16 protein-coding genes are annotated in these 19,875 nt (G+C 63.9%); 11 read left to right on the top strand and 5 right to left on the bottom strand.

Features of this window, described 5'->3' with window-relative positions:
* Positions 1-453 precede the first annotated feature (453 nt).
* From betI to yccS, 9 genes are all read left to right on the top strand, one after another.
* Positions 454-1,047: a transcriptional regulator BetI gene (betI, locus tag AC1RGE_RS22190; RefSeq protein WP_011063941.1), complete on the top strand. Its 594-nt coding sequence runs from the start codon at positions 454-456 to the stop codon at positions 1,045-1,047.
* Between the two features lie 108 nt (positions 1,048-1,155).
* Complete coding sequence (gene betB / locus AC1RGE_RS22195; protein ID WP_011063942.1) at positions 1,156-2,628, top strand: betaine-aldehyde dehydrogenase; 1,473 nt, start codon at positions 1,156-1,158, stop codon at positions 2,626-2,628.
* Between the two features lie 135 nt (positions 2,629-2,763).
* On the top strand, positions 2,764-4,467 hold the full coding sequence (gene betA / locus AC1RGE_RS22200; RefSeq protein ID WP_011063943.1) for a choline dehydrogenase: 1,704 nt from the start codon (positions 2,764-2,766) through the stop codon (positions 4,465-4,467).
* A gap of 229 nt (positions 4,468-4,696) precedes the next feature.
* Entirely contained in the window at positions 4,697-6,139 is a 1,443-nt protein-coding gene (locus AC1RGE_RS22205) for a TldD/PmbA family protein (RefSeq protein WP_019095264.1), read from the top strand.
* Entirely contained in the window at positions 6,139-7,476 is a 1,338-nt protein-coding gene (locus tag AC1RGE_RS22210; RefSeq protein WP_053154309.1) for a TldD/PmbA family protein, read from the top strand. The genes AC1RGE_RS22205 and AC1RGE_RS22210 overlap by 1 nt, the downstream gene beginning before the upstream one ends.
* A gap of 36 nt (positions 7,477-7,512) precedes the next feature.
* A complete protein-coding gene (gene mdtD, locus AC1RGE_RS22215) occupies positions 7,513-8,943 on the top strand; it encodes a multidrug transporter subunit MdtD (protein ID WP_492585043.1) in 1,431 nt (476 codons plus the stop codon).
* Positions 8,944-9,187: 244 nt separating this feature from the next.
* On the top strand, positions 9,188-10,525 hold the full coding sequence (gene dbpA / locus AC1RGE_RS22220) for an ATP-dependent RNA helicase DbpA (protein WP_230493580.1): 1,338 nt from the start codon (positions 9,188-9,190) through the stop codon (positions 10,523-10,525).
* Positions 10,526-10,586: 61 nt separating this feature from the next.
* Entirely contained in the window at positions 10,587-11,765 is a 1,179-nt protein-coding gene (locus tag AC1RGE_RS22225) for a BaiN/RdsA family NAD(P)/FAD-dependent oxidoreductase (protein ID WP_011063948.1), read from the top strand.
* Between the two features lie 229 nt (positions 11,766-11,994).
* Positions 11,995-14,187, top strand: coding sequence for a YccS family putative transporter (gene yccS, locus AC1RGE_RS22230; RefSeq protein WP_019095267.1), 2,193 nt, complete (start codon positions 11,995-11,997; stop codon positions 14,185-14,187).
* 86 nt (positions 14,188-14,273) lie between these two features.
* On the opposite strand, the gene AC1RGE_RS22235 is transcribed toward yccS, so the two are convergent.
* Entirely contained in the window at positions 14,274-15,011 is a 738-nt protein-coding gene (locus AC1RGE_RS22235) for a substrate-binding periplasmic protein (RefSeq protein ID WP_011063950.1), read from the bottom strand.
* A 277-nt stretch (positions 15,012-15,288) separates the two neighbouring features.
* Here AC1RGE_RS22235 and AC1RGE_RS22240 point away from each other — a divergent pair, with 277 nt between their 5' ends.
* On the top strand, positions 15,289-15,741 hold the full coding sequence (locus tag AC1RGE_RS22240; protein WP_011063951.1) for a GNAT family N-acetyltransferase: 453 nt from the start codon (positions 15,289-15,291) through the stop codon (positions 15,739-15,741).
* 3 nt (positions 15,742-15,744) lie between these two features.
* On the opposite strand, the gene AC1RGE_RS22245 is transcribed toward AC1RGE_RS22240, so the two are convergent.
* The 4 genes from AC1RGE_RS22245 to AC1RGE_RS22260 form a co-directional block, all read right to left on the bottom strand.
* Entirely contained in the window at positions 15,745-16,041 is a 297-nt protein-coding gene (locus AC1RGE_RS22245; RefSeq protein ID WP_492585044.1) for a winged helix-turn-helix domain-containing protein, read from the bottom strand.
* 23 nt (positions 16,042-16,064) lie between these two features.
* Positions 16,065-16,577: a M48 metallopeptidase family protein gene (locus AC1RGE_RS22250; RefSeq protein WP_492585046.1), complete on the bottom strand. Its 513-nt coding sequence runs from the start codon at positions 16,575-16,577 to the stop codon at positions 16,065-16,067.
* A gap of 43 nt (positions 16,578-16,620) precedes the next feature.
* Complete coding sequence (locus AC1RGE_RS22255) at positions 16,621-18,744, bottom strand: putative bifunctional diguanylate cyclase/phosphodiesterase (protein ID WP_011063954.1); 2,124 nt, start codon at positions 18,742-18,744, stop codon at positions 16,621-16,623.
* Between the two features lie 135 nt (positions 18,745-18,879).
* A complete protein-coding gene (locus tag AC1RGE_RS22260; protein ID WP_065365099.1) occupies positions 18,880-19,062 on the bottom strand; it encodes a hypothetical protein in 183 nt (60 codons plus the stop codon).
* Between AC1RGE_RS22260 and AC1RGE_RS22265 the strand changes: the two genes are divergently transcribed.
* Positions 19,061-19,732, top strand: coding sequence for a polysaccharide lyase family 7 protein (locus AC1RGE_RS22265; RefSeq protein WP_011063955.1), 672 nt, complete (start codon positions 19,061-19,063; stop codon positions 19,730-19,732). The two genes, AC1RGE_RS22260 and AC1RGE_RS22265, sit on opposite strands and share 2 nt — an antisense overlap.
* The last annotated feature ends 143 nt before the right edge of the window (positions 19,733-19,875 follow it).

The following is a 19,875-nucleotide window of genomic DNA, read 5'->3' on the forward strand; positions in this document are numbered from 1 at the left end:
CTTTATAAGAGAGGCAGAACTCATTGCGCAGATGCTCCGGGCAGTGCGAGAGAAGGACACAAGGCAACACGGCACCCGACCAATCGGTTAGTTGGCAGCCGATCATCGGGTGTTATAAAGACACCCCGAAAACACCCGAAACCGCAAAAGCCGCGTTGCGCAACCGCATCCGGGGCCGGTGACGAACCTGCAGTTCGTCGCCTGGAACCCGGAGCGTCCTGCCCCTTCAACACGTGTGCTCTCTTGCCGGTCCACGCTATGCCGCGTGTAAGTTTCGGGCATTTTCGGAGGTCGTTTTTCCGCCATCTGCGAGCAGGAGAAACTCCCCAGGCAGCGACGATTTGTCGCAGATCTTATTCTTTGTTGATTGAACGTTCAATCAAAACAAAATAGACTGGCCCACAAGTCGACGGGCGTCATACGCCAATCGACAGGCCTAAGGAGAGGTATCAGATGCCCAAGGTCGGTATGCAACCCATACGCCGCCAGCAATTGATCGAAGCCACGCTGCAAGCGGTCGATCAGGTCGGAATGGGGGACGCCAGCATTGCGCTGATCGCCCGTTTGGCCGGTGTCTCGAACGGCATCATCAGTCACTACTTTCGGGACAAGAACGGCCTGATCGCAGCGACGATGGGTTACATCATGAGCATGCTCAACGAAGGCGTCAGAGCACGCCGCCAGGCCCTGACGGACGACAGCCCGCGCGCTCATCTGAAAGTGATCATCGAGGGCAACTTCGATGCCAGCCAGGTGAACGGCCCGGCAATGAAAACCTGGTTGGCCTTCTGGGCTTCCAGCATGCACCAGCCCGATTTGCACAGGTTGCAGCGGATCAACGACCACCGCTTGTATTCCAACCTGTGTTGCCAGTTCCGCCGTGCCCTGCCGCTCTACCATGCGCGCAAGGCAGCCCGCGGCCTGGCGGCCTTGATCGACGGTTTGTGGCTGCGTGGTGCCTTGTCGGGTGATGCATTCGACACCGACCAGGCGATACGGATCGCTTACGAATACATGGATCTACAACTGGCTAAGCAGGAGCGCTAGAGCACAAAAGAGACGCTCGGCCCCTGAACCGCCACTGATCAGCGCGCCCCGAACTTAGGGGCATGCCCGGTGGTCAAGCCCACTACTTAATGCACTTGCGAGGACACTATGGCCCGTTTCGAACTGCAAAAACTCTACATCGACGGCGGCTACACCGATGCCGGCAGCGACGCCACTTTCGATGCCATCAACCCGGCCAACGGTGAAGTTCTCGCACAAGTGCAGCGTGCGACCAAGGAAGACGTGGAACGCGCCGTGGTCAGCGCCGAGAAAGGCCAGAAGATCTGGGCCGCCATGACCGCCATGGAGCGTTCGCGCATCCTGCGTCGCGCCGTGGAAATCCTCCGCGAGCGCAACGACGAACTGGCCGCCCTGGAAACCCTGGACACCGGCAAGGCCTTCTCCGAAACCAAGTACGTGGACATCGTCACCGGCGCCGACGTGCTGGAATACTACGCAGGCCTGGTACCGGCCATCGAAGGCGAGCAGATCCCGCTGCGCACCACTTCCTTCGTCTACACCCGTCGCGAGCCCCTGGGCGTGGTCGCCGGCATCGGCGCCTGGAACTACCCGATCCAGATCGCCCTGTGGAAATCCGCTCCAGCCCTGGCGGCCGGTAACGCGATGATCTTCAAGCCGAGCGAAGTGACCTCGCTGACCACCCTGAAACTGGCCGAGATCTACACCGAAGCCGGCCTGCCGGATGGCGTGTTCAACGTCCTGACCGGCAGCGGCCGCGAAGTCGGCACCTGGCTGACCGAGCACCCGCGCATCGAGAAGGTCTCCTTCACCGGCGGCACCGACACTGGCAAGAAAGTCATGGCCAGCGCTTCCAGCTCCTCGCTGAAAGACGTAACCATGGAACTGGGCGGCAAGTCGCCACTGATCATCTTCGACGACGCCGACCTGGATCGCGCCGCCGACACCGCCATGATGGCCAACTTCTACAGCTCCGGTCAGGTCTGCACCAACGGCACTCGCGTGTTCGTGCCGAGCCACCTGAAAGCCGCTTTCGAAGCCAAGATCGCCGAGCGCGTTGCACGCATCCGCATCGGCAACCCGGAAGACGAAAACACCAACTTCGGCCCGCTGGTCAGCTTCCCGCACATGGAAAGCGTGCTGGGCTACATCGCCAAGGGTAAAGAAGAAGGTGCCCGTGTACTGTGCGGCGGCGAGCGCCTGACCGACGGCGAATTCGCCAAGGGCGCCTTCGTTGCACCGACCGTGTTCACCGACTGCACCGACGACATGACCATCGTCCGTGAAGAAATCTTCGGCCCGGTCATGGCGATCCTGACCTACGAAACCGAAGAAGAAGTGATCCGCCGCGCCAACGACACCGACTTCGGCCTGGCTGCCGGCCTGGTCACCAAGGATCTGAACCGCGCTCACCGCGTGATTCATCAGCTCGAAGCCGGTATCTGCTGGATCAACGCCTGGGGCGAGTCCGACGCCAAGATGCCGGTTGGCGGCTACAAGCAGTCGGGCGTGGGCCGTGAGAACGGCATCAGCTCGCTGAACAACTTCACCCGCATCAAGTCGGTGCAGGTCGAGCTGGGCGACTACGCCTCGGTGTTCTAAGCAGCTGTCAGCTACAAGCGGCAGGCCCAGGCAACAGCCTGGCTTGCCGCCTGCTCCCCATTCAATGCCAAGCCCGCTTCGCTGCCTTCCCTGCAGCTTGAAGCTTGAGGCTTGCAGCTCTCCACGGAGGCTCCAATGGCCCAAGAATACGATTACATCATTGTGGGTGCCGGCTCGGCCGGTAACACCCTGGCGACCCGTCTGACTGAAGACGAAGGCGTCACCGTCCTGCTGCTGGAAGCCGGTGGCCCGGACTACCGTTTCGACTTCCGTACCCAGATGCCGGCGGCACTGGCCTTCCCACTGCAAGGCCGTCGCTACAACTGGGCCTACGAGACCGATCCAGAGCCACACATGAACGGTCGTCGCATGGAGTGCGGTCGCGGCAAGGGCCTGGGCGGCTCGTCGCTGATCAACGGCATGTGCTACATCCGCGGCAACGCCATGGACTACGACGGCTGGGCCAAGCTGCCAGGCCTGGAAGACTGGACCTACCTGGATTGCCTGCCGTATTTCCGCAAGGCGGAAACCCGTGACATCGGCCCCAACGACTACCACGGCGGCGAAGGCCCGGTCAGCGTGACCACGCCCAAGGCCGGCAACAACCCGTTGTTCCACGCCATGGTCGAAGCCGGCGTGCAGGCCGGTTACCCGCGTACCGAAGACCTGAACGGCTACCAGCAGGAAGGCTTCGGCCCGATGGACCGCACCGTGACCCCCAAAGGTCGTCGCGCCAGCACCGCCCGCGGTTACCTGGACACCGCGAAAAAGCGTTCGACCCTGACCATCGTCACCCACGCCCTGACCGACAAGATCCTCTTCGAAGGCAAGCGCGCCGTGGGCGTGAGCTACCTGCAAGGCAGCACTGAAGAGCGCGTGGAAGCCCGTGCGCGCAAGGAAGTCATCGTCAGCTCCGGCGCCATCGCGTCGCCGCAATTGCTGCAACGTTCCGGCGTAGGCCCCCGCGCCCTCCTGGAAAGCCTGGACATCCCGGTGGTTCACGACCTGCCGGGCGTGGGCGAGAACCTTCAGGACCACCTGGAACTGTACCTGCAGTACGCCTGCACCCAGCCGGTGTCGCTGTATCCATCGCTGCTGTGGTGGAACCAGCCGGCCATCGGTGCCGAGTGGCTGTTCAACGGCACCGGCATCGGCGCCAGCAACCAGTTCGAAGCCGGCGGTTTCATCCGTACCCGCGAAGAGTTCGAATGGCCGAACATCCAGTACCACTTCCTGCCGGTGGCGATTAACTACAACGGCAGCAATGGTGTGAAAGAGCACGGCTTCCAGGCGCACATGGGCTCCATGCGCTCGCCGAGCCGTGGCCGCGTGCAGCTCAAGTCCAAGGACCCGCGCCAGCACCCGAGCATCCTCTTCAACTACATGGCCACCGAGCAGGACTGGCAGGAATTCCGCGACGGCATCCGCCTGACCCGTGAAATCATGCAGCAGCCGGCCCTGGACCCTTTCCGCGGCCGCGAGATCAGCCCGGGCATCGAGGTGCAGACCGACGAGCAACTGGACAAGTTCGTCCGCGAGCACGCCGAGACCGCCTTCCACCCATCCTGCTCGTGCAAGATGGGCACCGACGACATGGCTGTAGTGGATGGTCAGGGTCGCGTGCATGGCATGCAAGGCCTGCGCGTGGTGGATGCCTCGATCATGCCGATCATCACCACCGGCAACCTCAACGCGCCGACGATCATGATGGCCGAGAAAATCGCCGACAAGATCCGTGGCCGCCAGCCACTGCCACGCAGCACCGCGGCCTACTACGTAGCCGGTGAAGCCCCGGTACGTGGCAAGCCGATGCGCGATGTGACTCCCGCCGCGCAGTAAGCCTGACGGGCGCCGACCGCAAGGGTCGGTGCCCTTTTTCTCTTCCCTTTATTCCCTCAGAACTACTTCCTTGATCGCAGCCTTCGGCAGCGGCTACAGTTCTGCAACTTGCACATCCCCTTTCGCCCCCGCGCTCATCAGCACCTATACCTGTAGGAACCGCCGGGCGGTGTTCCGTTTGCTGGCGAAACGCGTCGACCCGCTATCGCGCCTCACAAGGAGGTCCTCCATGTTCGACTTTCACCCCCAGCTCAAGCAGCGCTTCGCTGCCTTGCGCACGGGCGCCGAATTCTTTTCCCTGCGTTATGTCCGCGAATCGGACCAGTACCTGTCGGTGCGCAAGAACGTCGCCGAGCCGCCGAGCCTGGGCCGAGACGAAGGGGCGATGCTGACCGTGCGGGTGCGCGGCGTGGAAGCCTACGCCGCCACCAACGACCTGTCGCAAAGCGGCCTGCAGGCCGCCCTGGACCGCGCCGAGCAGCAGGCCCGGGTCATCGCCGCCCATGCCCTGCTGGACCTGCGTGAGCAACCGGTCTCCAGCCACCGCGCGGACTATTTCTCGCCCAACCTGGAGCAGCCCTTCCCCTCCCTCAGCGACTGCTATCAGCTGCTGGGCGATGAGTCGGCCTCGGTGCCCAAGGATGAACGCCTGGTGAACTGGCAGGTGGGCATCGGCGTGACCCAGGTCGAACAGATCTACCTCAACAGCGCCGGCGCCGAGCTGCGCCAGGCCCAGCGTTTTGTCTACCCGGGCCTGGACGTGACCGCCTACGACGGCAGCGACAGCCAGACCCGCAGCCTCGGCCGGGAGAACTTCGGCCAGCAGGGCGCCGGCGATGTGATCAGCCGCTGTGGCCTGCTGGGGGCTGCGCCGCGGGTCGCCGACCAGGCCCTGCAACTGCTGCTGGCGCCCAATACCCCCCAGGGCCCGCGGGACCTGCTGCTGATGCCGGACCAGATGATGCTGCAGATCCACGAATCCATCGGCCATCCCCTGGAGCTGGACCGCATTCTCGGCGACGAGCGCAATTACGCCGGCACCAGCTTCGTCAAACAGCAGGATTTCGGCAGCCTGCAATACGGCTCCTCGCTGCTCAACGTGACTTTCGACCCGCAGATCCCCGAGGAACTGGCCAGCTACAGTCACGACGACGACGGCACCGCGGCCAGCAAGCAGTTCCTGATTCGCGAGGGCCTGCTGGTACGCCCCCTGGGCAGCGCCCTGTCGCAATACCGCAGCGGCCTCGACGGCGTCGCCAACAGCCGCGCCAGCAGTTGGAACCGTGCACCGATCGACCGCATGGCCAACCTCAACATCGAGCCCGGCGACCAGCCCCTGGAGCAAATGATCGGGCACATCGAGCACGGCATCCTGATGTCCACCAACCGTTCCTGGTCCATCGACGATGCGCGCAACAAGTTCCAGTTCGGCTGCGAATGGGGCCAGTTGATCGAGAACGGCGAACTCCGGGGCGTGGTCAAGAACCCCAATTACCGGGGGATTTCCGCGCAGTTCTGGCGCAACCTCAGCGCGGTCGGCGACCGCAGCACCTTCCAGGTGCTGGGCACACCCAACTGCGGCAAGGGCGAGCCCAACCAGGTGATTCGCGTCGGCCATGCTTCGCCGGCCTGCGTATTCAGCAAGATTGATGTATTTGGAGGAGACGCCTGATGACCAGGACAGCCGATCAGGCCCAGCCATTCAAGGCCTTGGTGCAGTGGCTCAAAGACGCGCTGCGCGAGACCGAGCAGTTCACCCTGAGCTACGCCGCCGAAGCCTCGGAGTTCATTCGCTTCAACCACGCCAAGGTGCGCCAGGCCGGGCAGGTGCAACAGGCCAGCGTGCATTTCAAGCTGATCGACAATGGCCGCCACGCCGACCTCAGCATCACCCTGAGCAATGACCCCGAGGTGGATCGCCAGCGCCTGGCCGATGGCCTGCAACAACTGCGCGAGACCCTGCCGCTGCTGCCGGCCGACCCGTACCTGATGCTCAACCACACCCATTGGCAAAGCCATCACGTGCAGGACCAGCCGCTGCCCGGCAGTGAGCAGGTGGTGGAAGAAATCGGTCGCGCCGGCGCCGGCCTGGACCTGGTGGGCATCTACGCTGCCGGCCCCATCAGCCGTGGCTTCGCCAGTTCCGGCGGGGCCTTCGGCTGGCACCAGGCCAACAGCTTCAACTTCGATTTCAGCCTGTTCCACGAAAACGGCGAGGCGGTGAAGGCCAGCTACGCCGGGCACGCCTGGGACAGCCAGGCCTTCGCCCTGCGCTTCCAGCAGGCCCGGGAACAACTGGAATTCCTTGGCCGGCCACTGCGCACCCTGGCGCCCGGGCAGTACCGGGCCTACCTGGCGCCGGCGGCCCTGGAGGAGATCATGGGCATGCTGGCCTGGGGCGGCTTCTCGGCCCAGTCGATCGCCAGCAAGCACAGCCCGCTGCAGAAGCTCTATGCCGGTGATGCCGCGCTGAACCCGCTGGTGTCGCTCGACGAACAGGTCAGCGGTTCCCTGAGCCCGGCGTTTTCCGACGAAGGCTACCCGCGCAGCGACCTGTCACTGATCGCCGCGGGCAGCGCCAATGCCCAACTGATCAACTCCCGCAGCGCCGCCGAGTACGGCCTGACCACCAATGGTGCCGGCAGCGGCGAGTACCCCAGCGCGCTGAACATGGCCGCGGGGCAGTTGTCCCAGCAGGAGATCCTCAAGCAGCTGGGCACCGGGCTGTACATCAGCAACCTGTGGTACCTGAACTACTCGGACCTGCCGGCGGCGCGCCTGACCGGCATGACCCGCTTCGCCACCTTCTGGGTGGAGAACGGCGAGATCCAGGCGCCGGTGAGCACCATGCGCTTCGATGACAGCGTCTACAGCCTGCTGGGCTCGCAGCTGGAGGCCCTGACCGAGCAACGCGAGCTGCTGCTGTCGGCCAGTACCTACGGTCAGCGCCAGACCGCTTCGATGCACTTGCCCGGAGCGCTGGTCAGCCGCCTGACCCTGACCCTGTAGAAACCGCCCTCAAACCTGAACTCACCCAGAGGTCCCATGCCCGAACGCGCGCCACTCGATGCCACCACCGCCCGCTGGCTGCCCTGGGTGGTGGCCATCGCCTTCTTCATGCAGTCCCTGGACGGCACCATCCTCAATACCGCCCTGCCGGCCATGGCCCAGGACCTGGCGGAAAACCCGCTGCGCATGCAGGGGGTGATCATCGCCTACATGCTCACTGTGGCCCTCTTGATCCCGGCCTCGGGCTGGATCGCCGACCGCTTCGGCACCAAGCGGATCTTCTTCGGCGCCATCTTGCTGTTCAGCATCGGTTCCCTGCTCTGCGCCCTGTCCAACACCCTGACCCAGCTGATTGGCGCCCGGGTGATCCAGGGCCTGGGCGGTGCGCTGATGCTGCCGGTGGGACGGCTGGTGGTGCTGCGTGCCTACCCGCGTTCGGAACTGGTGCGGATCATGGGCTTCATCACCATTCCCGGGCTTCTGGGGCCGCTGATCGGCCCGACCATGGGCGGCTGGATGGTGCAGTACCTGACCTGGCACTGGATCTTCCTGATCAACCTGCCGGTAGGCGCCGTTGGCTGCTATGCGGTGTGGCGTTTCATTCCCGACCTGCGCGGCAGCGAGCGCACACGCTTCGACAGCCTGGGCTTTGTGCTGTTCGGCGCGGCGATGGTGCTGATCACCATCGCCATGGAAGGCCTGGGGGAACTGCACCTGCCGCACTTGCGGGTGATGTTGCTGCTGTTCGGCGGGCTGGCCTGCCTGGCGGCCTACTGGCTGCGGGCCGTGCACACCGACAACCCGCTGTTCGCCCCGTCACTGTTCAAGGTGCGGACCTTTGCCGTGGGCATTCTGGGTAACCTGTTCGCCCGCCTGGGCAGCGGCGCCCTGCCGTTCCTGGTGCCCCTGCTGCTGCAAGTGGCCCTGGGCTATTCACCGTCCCAGGCGGGGATGAGCATGCTGCCCCTGGCGGCCGCGGCAATGCTGGCCAAATCCATCGCCCGGCCACTGATCGAGCGCCTGGGCTACCGCATCGTGCTCACCGGCAACACCCTGGCCCTGGGCATCATGCTGGCCAGCATGGGGCTGGTCAGCGAACAGACGCCCTACCCGCTGCTGCTGGGCATGCTGGCGGTGCTGGGGGCGATCAACTCGCTGCAGTTCACGGCGATGAACACCGTGACCCTGATCGACCTCGACGATGCCGCCGCCAGCAGCGGCAACAGCCTGCTGTCGGTGGTGGCGCAACTGTCCCTGAGCCTTGGGGTGGCGTGTGCCGGTGCGCTGCTGGGCGGTTTTACTGCTGAAGTGGGCAATGACGGAGTGGACACCGTACTCGGCGCCTTCCAACTGACCTTCCTCACGGTAGGGATCATGGCGATGCTGGCGGCGGCGATCTTCCTCCAGCTGTCGCCCACCGATGGCCGCCGAGCGCGCAAGGTCCAAGAGCAGCACATCGAACACTGAACCCACACACCTCCCCCCGTAGGAGCCGGCTCGCCGGCGAAGAGGCCCATGAGCCCTGCGCCAACCTCGCGGCTGCTTTCGCTGGCAAGCCAGCTCCTACACAAAACCGCTCCTGCGCGGTTGCTCGTCCAGAATTTGCAGGTTGTGGGAGCGGGACTGATACACTGCGCGACATTTTGTTTTGCAGGCCAGTCCCGTGACCACCATTGCCACCGCTTTTAATACTTTGCCCCTGTCTCCCGCCATGCTGGCTAACCTCGACTCCCTCGGTTATGCCCAGATGACGCCGATCCAGGCGCAGAGCTTGCCGGTGATCCTCAAGGGCATGGACCTGATCGCCCAGGCCAAGACCGGCAGCGGCAAGACCGCGGCCTTCGGCATCGGCCTGCTGAACCCGATCAACCCGCGCTACTTCGGCTGCCAGGCCCTGGTGATCTGCCCGACTCGCGAGCTGGCCGACCAGGTGGCCAAGGAAGTGCGCCGGCTGGCTCGCGCCGAAGACAACATCAAGGTCCTGACCCTGTGCGGCGGCGTGTCGTTCGGGCCACAGATCGCCTCCCTGGAGCACGGTGCGCATATCATCGTCGGCACCCCAGGGCGTATCCAGCAGCATCTGCGCAAGGGTTCGCTGGTGCTCGACGGCCTGAACACGCTGGTGCTCGACGAAGCCGACCGCATGCTCGACATGGGCTTCTACGACGCCATCGAAGACATCATCGAAAAGACCCCGTCGCGCCGCCAGACCCTGCTGTTCTCCGCCACGTATCCGGTGGGCATCAAGCAACTGGCGTCGAAATTCATGCGCGATCCGCAAACGGTGAAAGCCGAAGCGTTCCACGACGATACGCAGATCGAGCAGCGCTTCTACGAGATTTCACCGGAAGAGCGCATGAGCGCAGTGACCAAAGTCCTGCACCACTTCCGCCCGGCCTCCTGTGTGGCGTTCTGCTTCACCAAGCAGCAAGTGCAGGAAACCGTCGATCACCTGACCGCCAAAGGCATCTCCGCTGTCGGCCTGCACGGCGACCTGGAGCAGCGTGACCGCGATCAGGTGCTGGCGATGTTTGCCAACCGCAGCACATCGGTACTGGTCGCCACCGACGTCGCCGCCCGTGGTCTGGACATCGATGCGCTGGACATGGTGATCAACGTCGAGCTGGCCCGCGATTCGGAAATCCACATTCACCGCGTTGGCCGTACCGGTCGCGCTGGCGAGAAAGGCATCGCGGTCAGCCTCGTCGCACCGTCCGAAGCCCATCGCGCGCAAGCCATCGAACAACTGCAGAAAGCCCCGTTGAACTGGGATCAGGTCGATAACCTCAAGTCCCAGGGCGGCGCCCCGCTGCAGCCACCGATGAGCACGTTGTGCATCGCCGGCGGGCGCAAGGACAAGGTACGTCCGGGGGATATTCTCGGCGCACTGACCGGCGACGCCGGCATCCCGGGCGCCCAGGTCGGCAAGATCGCGATCTTCGACTTCCAGTCGTATGTGGCGGTTGAACGCACCGTGGTCATGCAGGCGCTGCAGCGCCTGAACAACGGCAAGATCAAGGGCCGCTCGCTGCGCGTGCGCGTCCTTTAACCCCACTGTTTGACCTGTAGCCGCTGCCACAGGGCCGTTCGCTTCTATTGAGGACACCGTTTTGCGTTCTACCGAAGTCGTGATCATTGGCGCCGGCGCCGCCGGCCTGATGTGCGCCCTGACCGCGGCCGGCCGGGGCCGCCAGGTGCTGCTGCTGGACCACGCCAACAAGGCCGGCAAGAAAATCCTGATGTCCGGCGGCGGTCGCTGCAATTTCACCAATATGTACACCGAGCCGGCCAACTTCCTGTCGCAGAACCCGCACTTCTGCAAATCGGCCCTGGCGCGCTACACCCAGTGGGATTTCATCGGCCTGGTGGCCAAGCACGGCGTGCCCTACCACGAGAAGAAACTCGGCCAGCTGTTCTGCGATAACAAGTCCAGCGACATCCTCGGCATGCTGCTCGACGAGTGCGATCAGGTCGGCGTGGAGCTGCGCCTGGACACCTCGATCCAGACCATCGAAAAGGTCGAAAGCGGCTACCTGCTCGACACCACCCTCGGCCAGGTTCAGTGCCAATCGCTGGTGATCGCCACCGGCGGGCTGTCGATCCCGACGCTGGGCGCCACCGGCTTCGGTTATCAGGTGGCCAAACAGTTCGGCCACGAACTGCTGCCGACCCGTGCCGGCCTGGTGCCGTTCACCATCACCGACCAGCTCAAGGAACTGTGCAGCGAGCTATCGGGGACCTCGGTGGATTGCCTGGTGAGCTGCAACGACCAGAGCTTTCGCGAGAACATCCTGTTCACCCACCGCGGCCTCAGCGGCCCGGCGATCCTGCAGATTTCCTCCTACTGGCAGCCCGGCGACAGCGTCGAGATCAACCTGCTGCCGGACCACGACGCCCTGGGCTGGCTGCAACAGCAGCAGGCCGAGCGCCCCAACAGCGAGCTCAAGACCCTCTTGGGGGAGATCTTCACCAAGAAGATGGCCGGCCTGCTGGCCGACCACTGGTTCGTCTCCAAGCCGATGAAGCAGTACACCCCGGCGGAGCTGGCGGACGTGGCGCAGAAACTCGGCAGCTGGCAACTGGTACCGGCGGGCACCGAGGGCTACCGCACCGCCGAAGTGACCCTGGGCGGCGTCGACACCCGGGAAGTTTCGTCCAAGACCATGGAATCGCTGAAGAGCCCGGGGCTGTATTTCATCGGTGAAGTGCTGGACGTCACCGGCCACCTGGGCGGCTTCAACTTCCAGTGGGCCTGGGCCTCGGGCTACGCGGCGGCGCAGTACGTCTGAGCCGCTGCGTCTCCCTGTAGCCGCTGCCGCAGGCTGCGAACGACCCGAAGGGGCGCGGCGATCCGATGTCCGCTGAGGTCCTGCGGACCTGTCGCAGCCTGCGGCAGCGGCTACAGGTGTCCGACCGGCAACGGCAACAGAATTTGCCGGCCGATGTGACGACGGCATTGCGCCGTCGTCAATACTGGCTCAATTTAGCTGCATCGCCCCGGAAGGCCTGCCCTACTCCATGTCCTCGACCTCTTTTCGCCAATCCCTGCGCCGCCTCTGGGCGCTGGATAAATTCAGCTACAGCGTGCGGGTGTTCATCGCCCTGACCGGCAGCATGGCGCTGTGCTGGTATCAGGATGAAATGGCCCTGCTGATCCCGCTGTTCCTCGGCATCATCGCCAGCGCCCTGGCGGAAACCGATGACAGCTGGCAAGGCCGGCTCAATTCCCTGGCCGTGACCCTGGTGTGCTTCAGCATTGCCGCGCTGTCGGTGGAACTGCTGTTCCCCTACCCCTGGATCTTCGCCATCGCCCTGGCCCTGGCCAGCTTCGGCCTGACCATGCTGGGGGCGCTGGGCGAACGCTATGGCGCCATCGCCTCGGCGACCCTGATCCTCTCGGTCTACACCATGATCGGCGTCGACCAGCGCGGCGGCGCGGTGATCGATTTCTGGCACGAGCCGCTGCTGCTGGTGGCCGGCGCCGCCTGGTACGGCCTGCTGTCGGTGCTGTGGCAAGCGCTGTTTTCCAACCAGCCGGTGCAGCAGAGCCTGGCCCGGCTGTTTCGCGAACTGGGTTACTACCTCAAGCTCAAGTCCTCGCTGTTCGAGCCCATCCGCCAGCTGGACGTGGAGGCCCGGCGCCTGGAACTGGCCAAGCAGAACGGCAAGGTGGTAGCGGCCCTCAACGTCGCCAAGGAAATCATCCTGCACCGGGTGGGCAACGGCCGGCCGGGGTCGAAGGTCAGCCGCTACCTGAAGCTGTACTTCCTGGCCCAGGACATTCATGAGCGCGCCAGCTCTTCCCACTACCCGTACAACGCCCTGACCGAGGCGTTTTTCCACAGCGACGTGCTGTTCCGCTGCCAGCGCCTGCTGCGCCAGCAGGGCAAGGCCTGCCGTGCCCTGGCCGAATCCATCCAGTTGCGCCAGCCGTTCGTCTATGACGCCACCTTCGCCGAGGCCCTGGGCGACCTGCACGCTTCCCTGGAACACCTGCGGATCCAGAGCAACCCGGCCTGGCGCGGGCTGTTGCGCTCATTGCGAGCCCTGGCGGCCAACCTCGGCACCCTCGACCGCCTGCTCAGCGACGCCAGCAACCCCGACGCCCTGGCGGACGCCACCGACAGCAGCCTGCTGGACCGTTCGCCACGCAACTTCAAGGATGTCTGGACCCGCCTACGCACCCAGCTGACGCCAACCTCGCTGCTGTTCCGCCATGCCCTGCGCCTGCCCCTGGCGCTGAGCATCGGCTACGGCATGGTGCATTTGATCCACCCTTCCCAGGGTTACTGGATCATCCTCACCACCCTGTTCGTCTGCCAGCCCAACTACGGCGCTACCCGGCGCAAGCTGGGCCAGCGGATCATCGGCACCGCCATCGGCCTGACCATTGCCTGGGCGCTGTTCGACCTGTTCCCCAGCCCCTTGGTGCAGTCGCTGTTCGCCATTGCCGCCGGGGTGGTGTTCTTCACCAACCGCACCACCCGCTACACCCTGGCCACGGCGGCCATCACCCTGATGGTGCTGTTCTGCTTCAACCAGGTGGGCGACGGTTATGGGCTGTTCCTGCCGCGGCTGTTCGATACGCTGCTGGGCAGCCTGATCGCCGGGCTGGCGGTGTTCCTGTTCCTGCCGGACTGGCAGGGCCGACGCCTGAACAAGGTGCTGGCCAACACCCTGACCTGCAACAGCATCTACCTGCGCCAGATCATGCAGCAGTATGCCGCCGGCAAGAGCGACGACCTGGCCTACCGACTGGCCCGGCGCAACGCCCACAACGCCGACGCCGCGCTGTCCACCACCCTGGCCAACATGCTCATGGAACCCGGGCATTTCCGTAAGGAAGCGGACGTGGGCTTCCGCTTCCTGGTGCTGTCCCACACCTTGCTCAGCTACCTCTCGGGCCTGGGCGCACACCGCGAAACCCGGCTGCCGGACGAGGTTCGCGAGCACTTGATCGAAGGCGCCGGGGTCAGCCTGGCGGCCAGCATCGACGAGATTGCCCAGGGTCTGGCCAACAAGACCCCGATCGATATCCAGAGCGATGCCGAAGAAGCCCTGGCCAATGAGCTGGAGCAGATGCCCGACGAGGTCGACGAAGGCCAGCGCCTGGTGCAGACCCAACTGGCGCTGATCTGCCGTCAGCTGGGCCCGTTGCGGACCCTGGCGGCGCATCTGATCAAGGACACCAGCGACAACGCAAAACCGTAGGAGCCGGCTTGCCGGCGAAAGGGGCCGCAAGACTCATGCACGGTCCGGAGTCGCTTTCGCTGGCAAGCCAGCTCCTGCACCTTCGGTTACATGCCGTGCTGGCGCAGCAGGCGGTCGTAGCTGCCGTCAGCTTTCATGGCAGCGATTTCCTTGTCGAACCTGGCCACGATCTGCGCATGCTCGGGGTTCTTCAGGCTGACCAGGATATGCAGGCTGTTCTCGCTCAGGGGCTTGGGCAGAAACTCCACCGCATTGCGTACCCGCGGTGACTCCCGGGCCAAGTAGTAGCGGGCCACGTATTCGTCCTCCAGGGTCAGCTTGACCCGATCCGCCGCCAGCATGCGCACCGCCATGGCGAAGTTGTGCACCGGCACCTTCTGCAGATCGGGGTCATTGTCGAATTCGGGGGAATAGGCGTAGCCACGCACCACTGCCACCGGGTACTCATGCAGCTGCTTGAGGTTGCTGTATTCCAGCGGCGCATCCTTGCGCTTGATGAAGCGCACGCGGTTGACCATGTATTCCGCGGAGAACTGCCCCAACTGGGTGCGCTCTTCGTTGTACCAGGCATTCACCAGCACGTCGTAGCGCCCCTCGCCGATGCCCAGCAGGGCCCGGGCCCAGGGCACCTGCTCGAATTCGCTGGAATAGCCGGCGCGGGACAGGGCGGTGCTGACAATGTCGGTGGCCACGCCGCCATTGACCAGGGTCGCGTCGGTAAAGGGTGGCCAGGCATCGGCGACCAGCCGCAGCCTTTCGGCAAAAGCGCTCTGGCCCAGCAACAGCAATCCGATCAAAGCCAAAGCTCGATGCAGTCGCAGCATGCTAATAGATCCTTAGCGGGCCCTGGGCCCAGCGCGTTCCAGCCCATACTCCAGGGTCGCGGCCTGTGCGGCACAGGTCGGCCCAGCTCCTAACATTAGCTCATCAGAACCCATGCACAGGTCTTGAAAACAGATTACACAAAGAAGACAAATACCAGTGATCTCAGTAGTGGCATTTTGACCCATCTCACAGAAACAATATCTGCGTGACAACCGGCAAGACATCCCGTGGCGATGTGCTTACTATTTCGCGCAGCACTCAATACAGGATATGAAGATGACCATCGAATGGGTCTGCAAACACCACACCGACCTGGGCAAGGAACAGTTGTACGCGATTCTGCAATTGCGCACCGAAGTCTTCGTGGTGGAACAGAAATGCCCTTATCAGGAAGTCGACGGCCGCGACCTTGAAGGCGATACCTGCCACCTGATGGCCTGGGACGGCGACCGGTTGCTGGCCTACCTGCGCCTGCTGGACCCGACTTCCCAGGGTGGCGACGTGGTCATCGGCCGCGTGGTCATCGCTGAACAGGCCCGTGGCCAGGGCCTGGGCCACACCCTGATGGAGCAGGCGCTGAAGCAGGCCGAGCGGCACTGGCCGCAAACGCCGATCTACCTCTCGGCCCAGGCTCATCTGCAGGCCTATTACGGCCGCTACGGTTTCGTGGTGGCGGGCGAAGCATACCTGGAGGACGGTATTCCTCACATCGGCATGCGTCGCTCCTGAGCCTCAGGGATAGCCCAGCACGGCCTTGATCTGCCGCAGGTTGGGCTCGATCCAGCCCTTGTCGATGGCGCCCCAGTTGTGGATCCGGTAACGCCCGGCATGGTTGCGCGCGCCTTCCTGCTGCTCGAACTCGCAGAGGATGTCCAGGTCCGCCAGGGCCGCGATGGTGTCCTGGGCGGTGCGCCGCGGCATACCGGTGACCTCGGTCAGCGCCGGCACGCTGCTGGCCAGGCCGCTGTCGATCAGGTACGCCACATACAGGCGGCGGTAGAAACTGCTCTTGGTCTTGCTCACATCCATCGCCCACTCCTTGCCTTCAGGGGTTAATCCGGCGCTCCCGCCTTGCCTTGCAGGTCGCGCCAGGTCAGGTAGACCCGCAGGTCGAACTCCAGCTGGTGATAGCCCGGCAGCATATGCTCGCAGAGCTTGTAGAACGCCTTGTTGTGATCCGATTCCTTGAAGTGGGCCAGCTCGTGCACCACGATCATCCGCAGGAATTCCGGCGCCGCCTCCTTGAACAGCGAAGCGATGCGGATCTCTTTCTTGGCCTTGAGCTTGCCGCCCTGCACCCGGGAAACCGTGGTATGCAGGCCCAGGGCACGGTGGGTCAGGTCCAGACGGTTGTCGAACAGCACCTTGTCGATGGCCGGCGCATTGCGCAGGTATTCCTGCTTGAGCTCCAGAGCGTAGCTGTACAGCGCCTTGTCGCTCTGTACGGCGTGCCGGCCCGGGTAACGCTGGCTCAGGTAGCCGCCCAGGCGCTGTTCATCGATCAACTGGAGCACTTGCTGCTGCAAGGCAACGGGATAGGCCTGGAGGTATTTGAGTGCGGTCATGAAGGGGCAACGCAGGGCATAAAAAGGCGCCAGTGTAGCGAATTCAGGCCTGTAGCGCGCTCCAGTCAAAGGGCTGGGCAAACTGGCTGGCGATACTGGCGGTCAGCGGCCGAGCCACCAGGAAACCTTGCACATACTCGCAGCCATTGGCCTTGAGCCACTGGTATTGCTCGAGGGTTTCCACGCCCTCGGCGATCACCAGCAGGTCGAACTGCTTGCACAGGTCGATCACGCAGCGGGCAATGGCGGCATCCCTTGGCGAGGTCAGCAGGCGGGCAATCAGGTGGCGATCGAGCTTGAGGGTGTCCAGTTGCAGGTCACGCAGGTAGGCCAGGCAACAACTGCCCGAGCCGAAGTCATCCAGGGCCACCCGCACCCCCAGCTGACGCAGGAGCTGCAACTGTTTGCGGGTGTCATCCAGGTTCTGGGTCAAGGCGGCCTCGGTAACCTCCACCTCCAGTTGGCGCGGTTGCAGGCCATGGCGCGACAGCACCTGGCGCAGCTCGGCCACCAGGTTGGGCATGTTGAACTGGGTGGCACTGAGGCTGACGCCCAGCACCAGGTCGGGACTGAACACCTGCTCCCAGTCCTTGCGCTGGGCCGCGCCCTGTTGATAGATCCAACTGCCCAGGCGGCTGATCAGCCGTGCCTCCTCAAGCAGGGGAAGGAACAGCCCCGGAGGCACGTCGCCCACACTCGGATGACGCCAGCGCAGCAAGGCTTCGAAACCGCGCAGGCGCCCGTCGGCAATGGCCACCTGGGGCTGGTACACCAGGGTGAATTCCTTGCGCTCCACGGCGCTGCGCACGCTTTCCTCGAGCATCAGCCGCGAACGGGCGCGGCCGTTCATCTCGTGATCGTAGTAGCGGTACTGCTGGCGGCCGGCGCGCTTGGCTTCGTACATGGCGATGTCCGCCGCCCGCAACAGGCCGTCCAGGTTGGAACCGCAGTCGGGGTAGATGGCGATGCCGATACTCGCCCCCAGCACCACCTCCAGGCCATCGATCTGCTGGTTGATGGACAGGCGTTCGATCAGCTTCTCGGCGATCTTCGCCGCTTGCTCGGGGAAGCTCAGCTCCAGCAGCGCGGTGAATTCGTCGCCGCCCATGCGCCCGAGAATGTCGAAGGAGTGCAGGCAGTCCTTCAATTGCTCGGAAACCCAGCGCAGCACCCGGTCGCCGGCGTCGTGCCCCAGGGAGTCGTTGACCCGCTTGAAGCCGTCGAGGTCCAGGTAGAGCAGGACCAGGGACTTTCCCGAGCGGTCGCTGCGCAGCAGGATGTTTTCCACCGTCTGATAGAAACCGCGGCGGTTGAGCAGGCCGGTCAGCGGGTCGGTCACGGCCTGGTATTCCAGTTGCTGGTGCAGGTGACGCACTTCGGACATGTCCAGCAGGGTGACCACCATTGCTTTCTGGTCACTGGGCAAGGGCGCACAGGACAAGGCTACGCTGATCAACTGGCCGGGCACGGTGCGCATCTGAGCGTCGTGCAGGCGATAGGTTTCGCCCCGGCGATAACAGGCGTAGAGCTCGGAGCCGCTCCAGTCGGGAACGTGGGGCTTTTGCAGGTAGTCGAGAAAGGGCGAGCCTTCCAGCTCCTTGACCTGGGCATTGAGCAGGCGCGAGACCGCCGGATTGGCGAAACGCACGCACCCGCCCTCGTCCACCACCAGGATGCCCTCGGCAGCGTTGTCCAGCACCGAGGCATTGAAGGCCCGCGCCACCTCCAGGTCGTGACTGAGGTGCTGCAGGGCCCGGCGGTTGCGCTGATGCTCCAGCAGGGCCTGGACCTTGGGCTTGAGAATCTGTGGGTCGAACGGCTTGAACAGGTAGTCCACGGCGCCACTGGCATAGCCCTTGATCACAGCGTCCTGAGACTGTTCGTTGGCGGTGAGAAAGATGATCGGGGTCAGCCGGGTACGTTGGCTGCCACGCATCAGGCGGGCGACTTCGAAGCCATCCATGCCGGGCATCTGTACATCCAGCAACACCAGGTCCACTTCATGTTCGAGCAGCAGGCCCAGGGCCTCGACCCCCGAGGCGGCGGTCATCACCTGCCAGTCCTGGCGCTGCAACAGAGCACGCATGCTGAGGAGGTTTTCAGGATAGTCATCGACGATCAGAAGAGTGGAGTGGCCTTCGGCTGGCTCTGGTTGCACGCATTCCATGCTGCTTCTCTTGTCTGTAATAAGACTGAACGGGTGTAAAAACCCGGTAAAACCTAAGGTTTCACTCTAGACCCGGATCCTCAAAAGCAGAAGCTGCCAACACGCCATCACTTCGCCAATGGGCACGACTCCCGACTAACGGTCACAGAGTTGCCGCATAAAAACCGGGATAGATGGCATTTCGACATTTTGCTGACGCCAGATATCCGCCATACGGGCCTCGCCAAGCACCGCTTCTGCGCTATAAAGACCCCCTAAGAAGCGCAGGCTAAAGCCTTCGGCCACCTGCATCAGCCATGCCTTGCGGAAAACCACCATGATCGACCTGGCAACCTGGAACCTCAGCGTTCCCGTCGGCAGCCCGCCGGCGACCATCGACACCCCGACACTGGTCAAGGGGTTCAAGGACCAGTACTTCCACTCCGATACCGGCACCCTGTTCTTCTGGTCGCCGGTGACCGGCTCGAAAACCGAGAACGCCATCTACCCGCGCACCGAGCTGCGCGAGACCTACTCCAACGGCACCTTGCGCAACTGGACCTACCCCGAAGCGGACAACCTGCTGTACGCGACCCTGGCGGTGAACCAGGTGCCCTCCTCGGGCAAGATCGTCATCGGCCAGATCCACGCCTACAACAGCACCAAGCCGCTGGTGAAGGTCGAGTACCAGTACAAGACCAGCAAGGGCAGCGGCAACATCGTGGCCAAGGTGCGCCTGCACCCGGACGACGAGGAAGGCCGTGTCATCACCATTGCCGAGAACGTGCCCATGGACCGGGAGTTTTCCTACCTGATCCACCTGAGCCCGGGTGGCGCCCTGGGCGTCAGCGCTGCCGGCTATCAGTGGGACAGCCAGTTGAGCGCGACCTGGCGCGACAAGCCGCTGTACTTCAAGGCCGGGGTTTATGTGCAGGACAACACCGGCTATACCAGCGAAGGCGGCAAGGTGACCTTTTCCAAGCTGGACATCGACCACAACAAGACCTGACACCCCTCCCTGCGTAGGGGCCGGCTTGCCGGCGAAGGCGCCCTTGAGCCCGGCATCCGCCCAAAGGCGCTCTTCGCTGGCCAGCCAGCGCCTACGAAGGCAAGAGTTCCGGATACAAAAAAGCCCGCATCGCTGCGGGCTTC

It is taken from the genome of Pseudomonas sp. GW823-FHT02C05, assembly GCF_058797595.1.

Excerpts from the sequence above, each read along its gene's own strand:
- betI (WP_011063941.1), top strand. The coding sequence starts at position 454 with ATGCCCAAGGTCGGTATGCAACCCATACGCCGCCAGCAATTGATCGAA.
- betB (WP_011063942.1), top strand. The coding sequence starts at position 1,156 with ATGGCCCGTTTCGAACTGCAAAAACTCTACATCGACGGCGGCTACACC.
- AC1RGE_RS22265 (WP_011063955.1), top strand. The coding sequence starts at position 19,061 with ATGATCGACCTGGCAACCTGGAACCTCAGCGTTCCCGTCGGCAGCCCG.
- AC1RGE_RS22235 (WP_011063950.1), bottom strand. The coding sequence starts at position 15,011 with ATGCTGCGACTGCATCGAGCTTTGGCTTTGATCGGATTGCTGTTGCTG.
- AC1RGE_RS22205 (WP_019095264.1), top strand. The coding sequence starts at position 4,697 with ATGTTCGACTTTCACCCCCAGCTCAAGCAGCGCTTCGCTGCCTTGCGC.
- AC1RGE_RS22245 (WP_492585044.1), bottom strand. The coding sequence starts at position 16,041 with ATGGATGTGAGCAAGACCAAGAGCAGTTTCTACCGCCGCCTGTATGTG.
- AC1RGE_RS22210 (WP_053154309.1), top strand. The coding sequence starts at position 6,139 with ATGACCAGGACAGCCGATCAGGCCCAGCCATTCAAGGCCTTGGTGCAG.
- mdtD (WP_492585043.1), top strand. The coding sequence starts at position 7,513 with ATGCCCGAACGCGCGCCACTCGATGCCACCACCGCCCGCTGGCTGCCC.
- betA (WP_011063943.1), top strand. The coding sequence starts at position 2,764 with ATGGCCCAAGAATACGATTACATCATTGTGGGTGCCGGCTCGGCCGGT.
- yccS (WP_019095267.1), top strand. The coding sequence starts at position 11,995 with ATGTCCTCGACCTCTTTTCGCCAATCCCTGCGCCGCCTCTGGGCGCTG.
- AC1RGE_RS22260 (WP_065365099.1), bottom strand. The coding sequence starts at position 19,062 with ATGGTGGTTTTCCGCAAGGCATGGCTGATGCAGGTGGCCGAAGGCTTT.
- AC1RGE_RS22240 (WP_011063951.1), top strand. The coding sequence starts at position 15,289 with ATGACCATCGAATGGGTCTGCAAACACCACACCGACCTGGGCAAGGAA.
- AC1RGE_RS22255 (WP_011063954.1), bottom strand. The coding sequence starts at position 18,744 with ATGGAATGCGTGCAACCAGAGCCAGCCGAAGGCCACTCCACTCTTCTG.
- AC1RGE_RS22250 (WP_492585046.1), bottom strand. The coding sequence starts at position 16,577 with ATGACCGCACTCAAATACCTCCAGGCCTATCCCGTTGCCTTGCAGCAG.
- dbpA (WP_230493580.1), top strand. The coding sequence starts at position 9,188 with ATGCTGGCTAACCTCGACTCCCTCGGTTATGCCCAGATGACGCCGATC.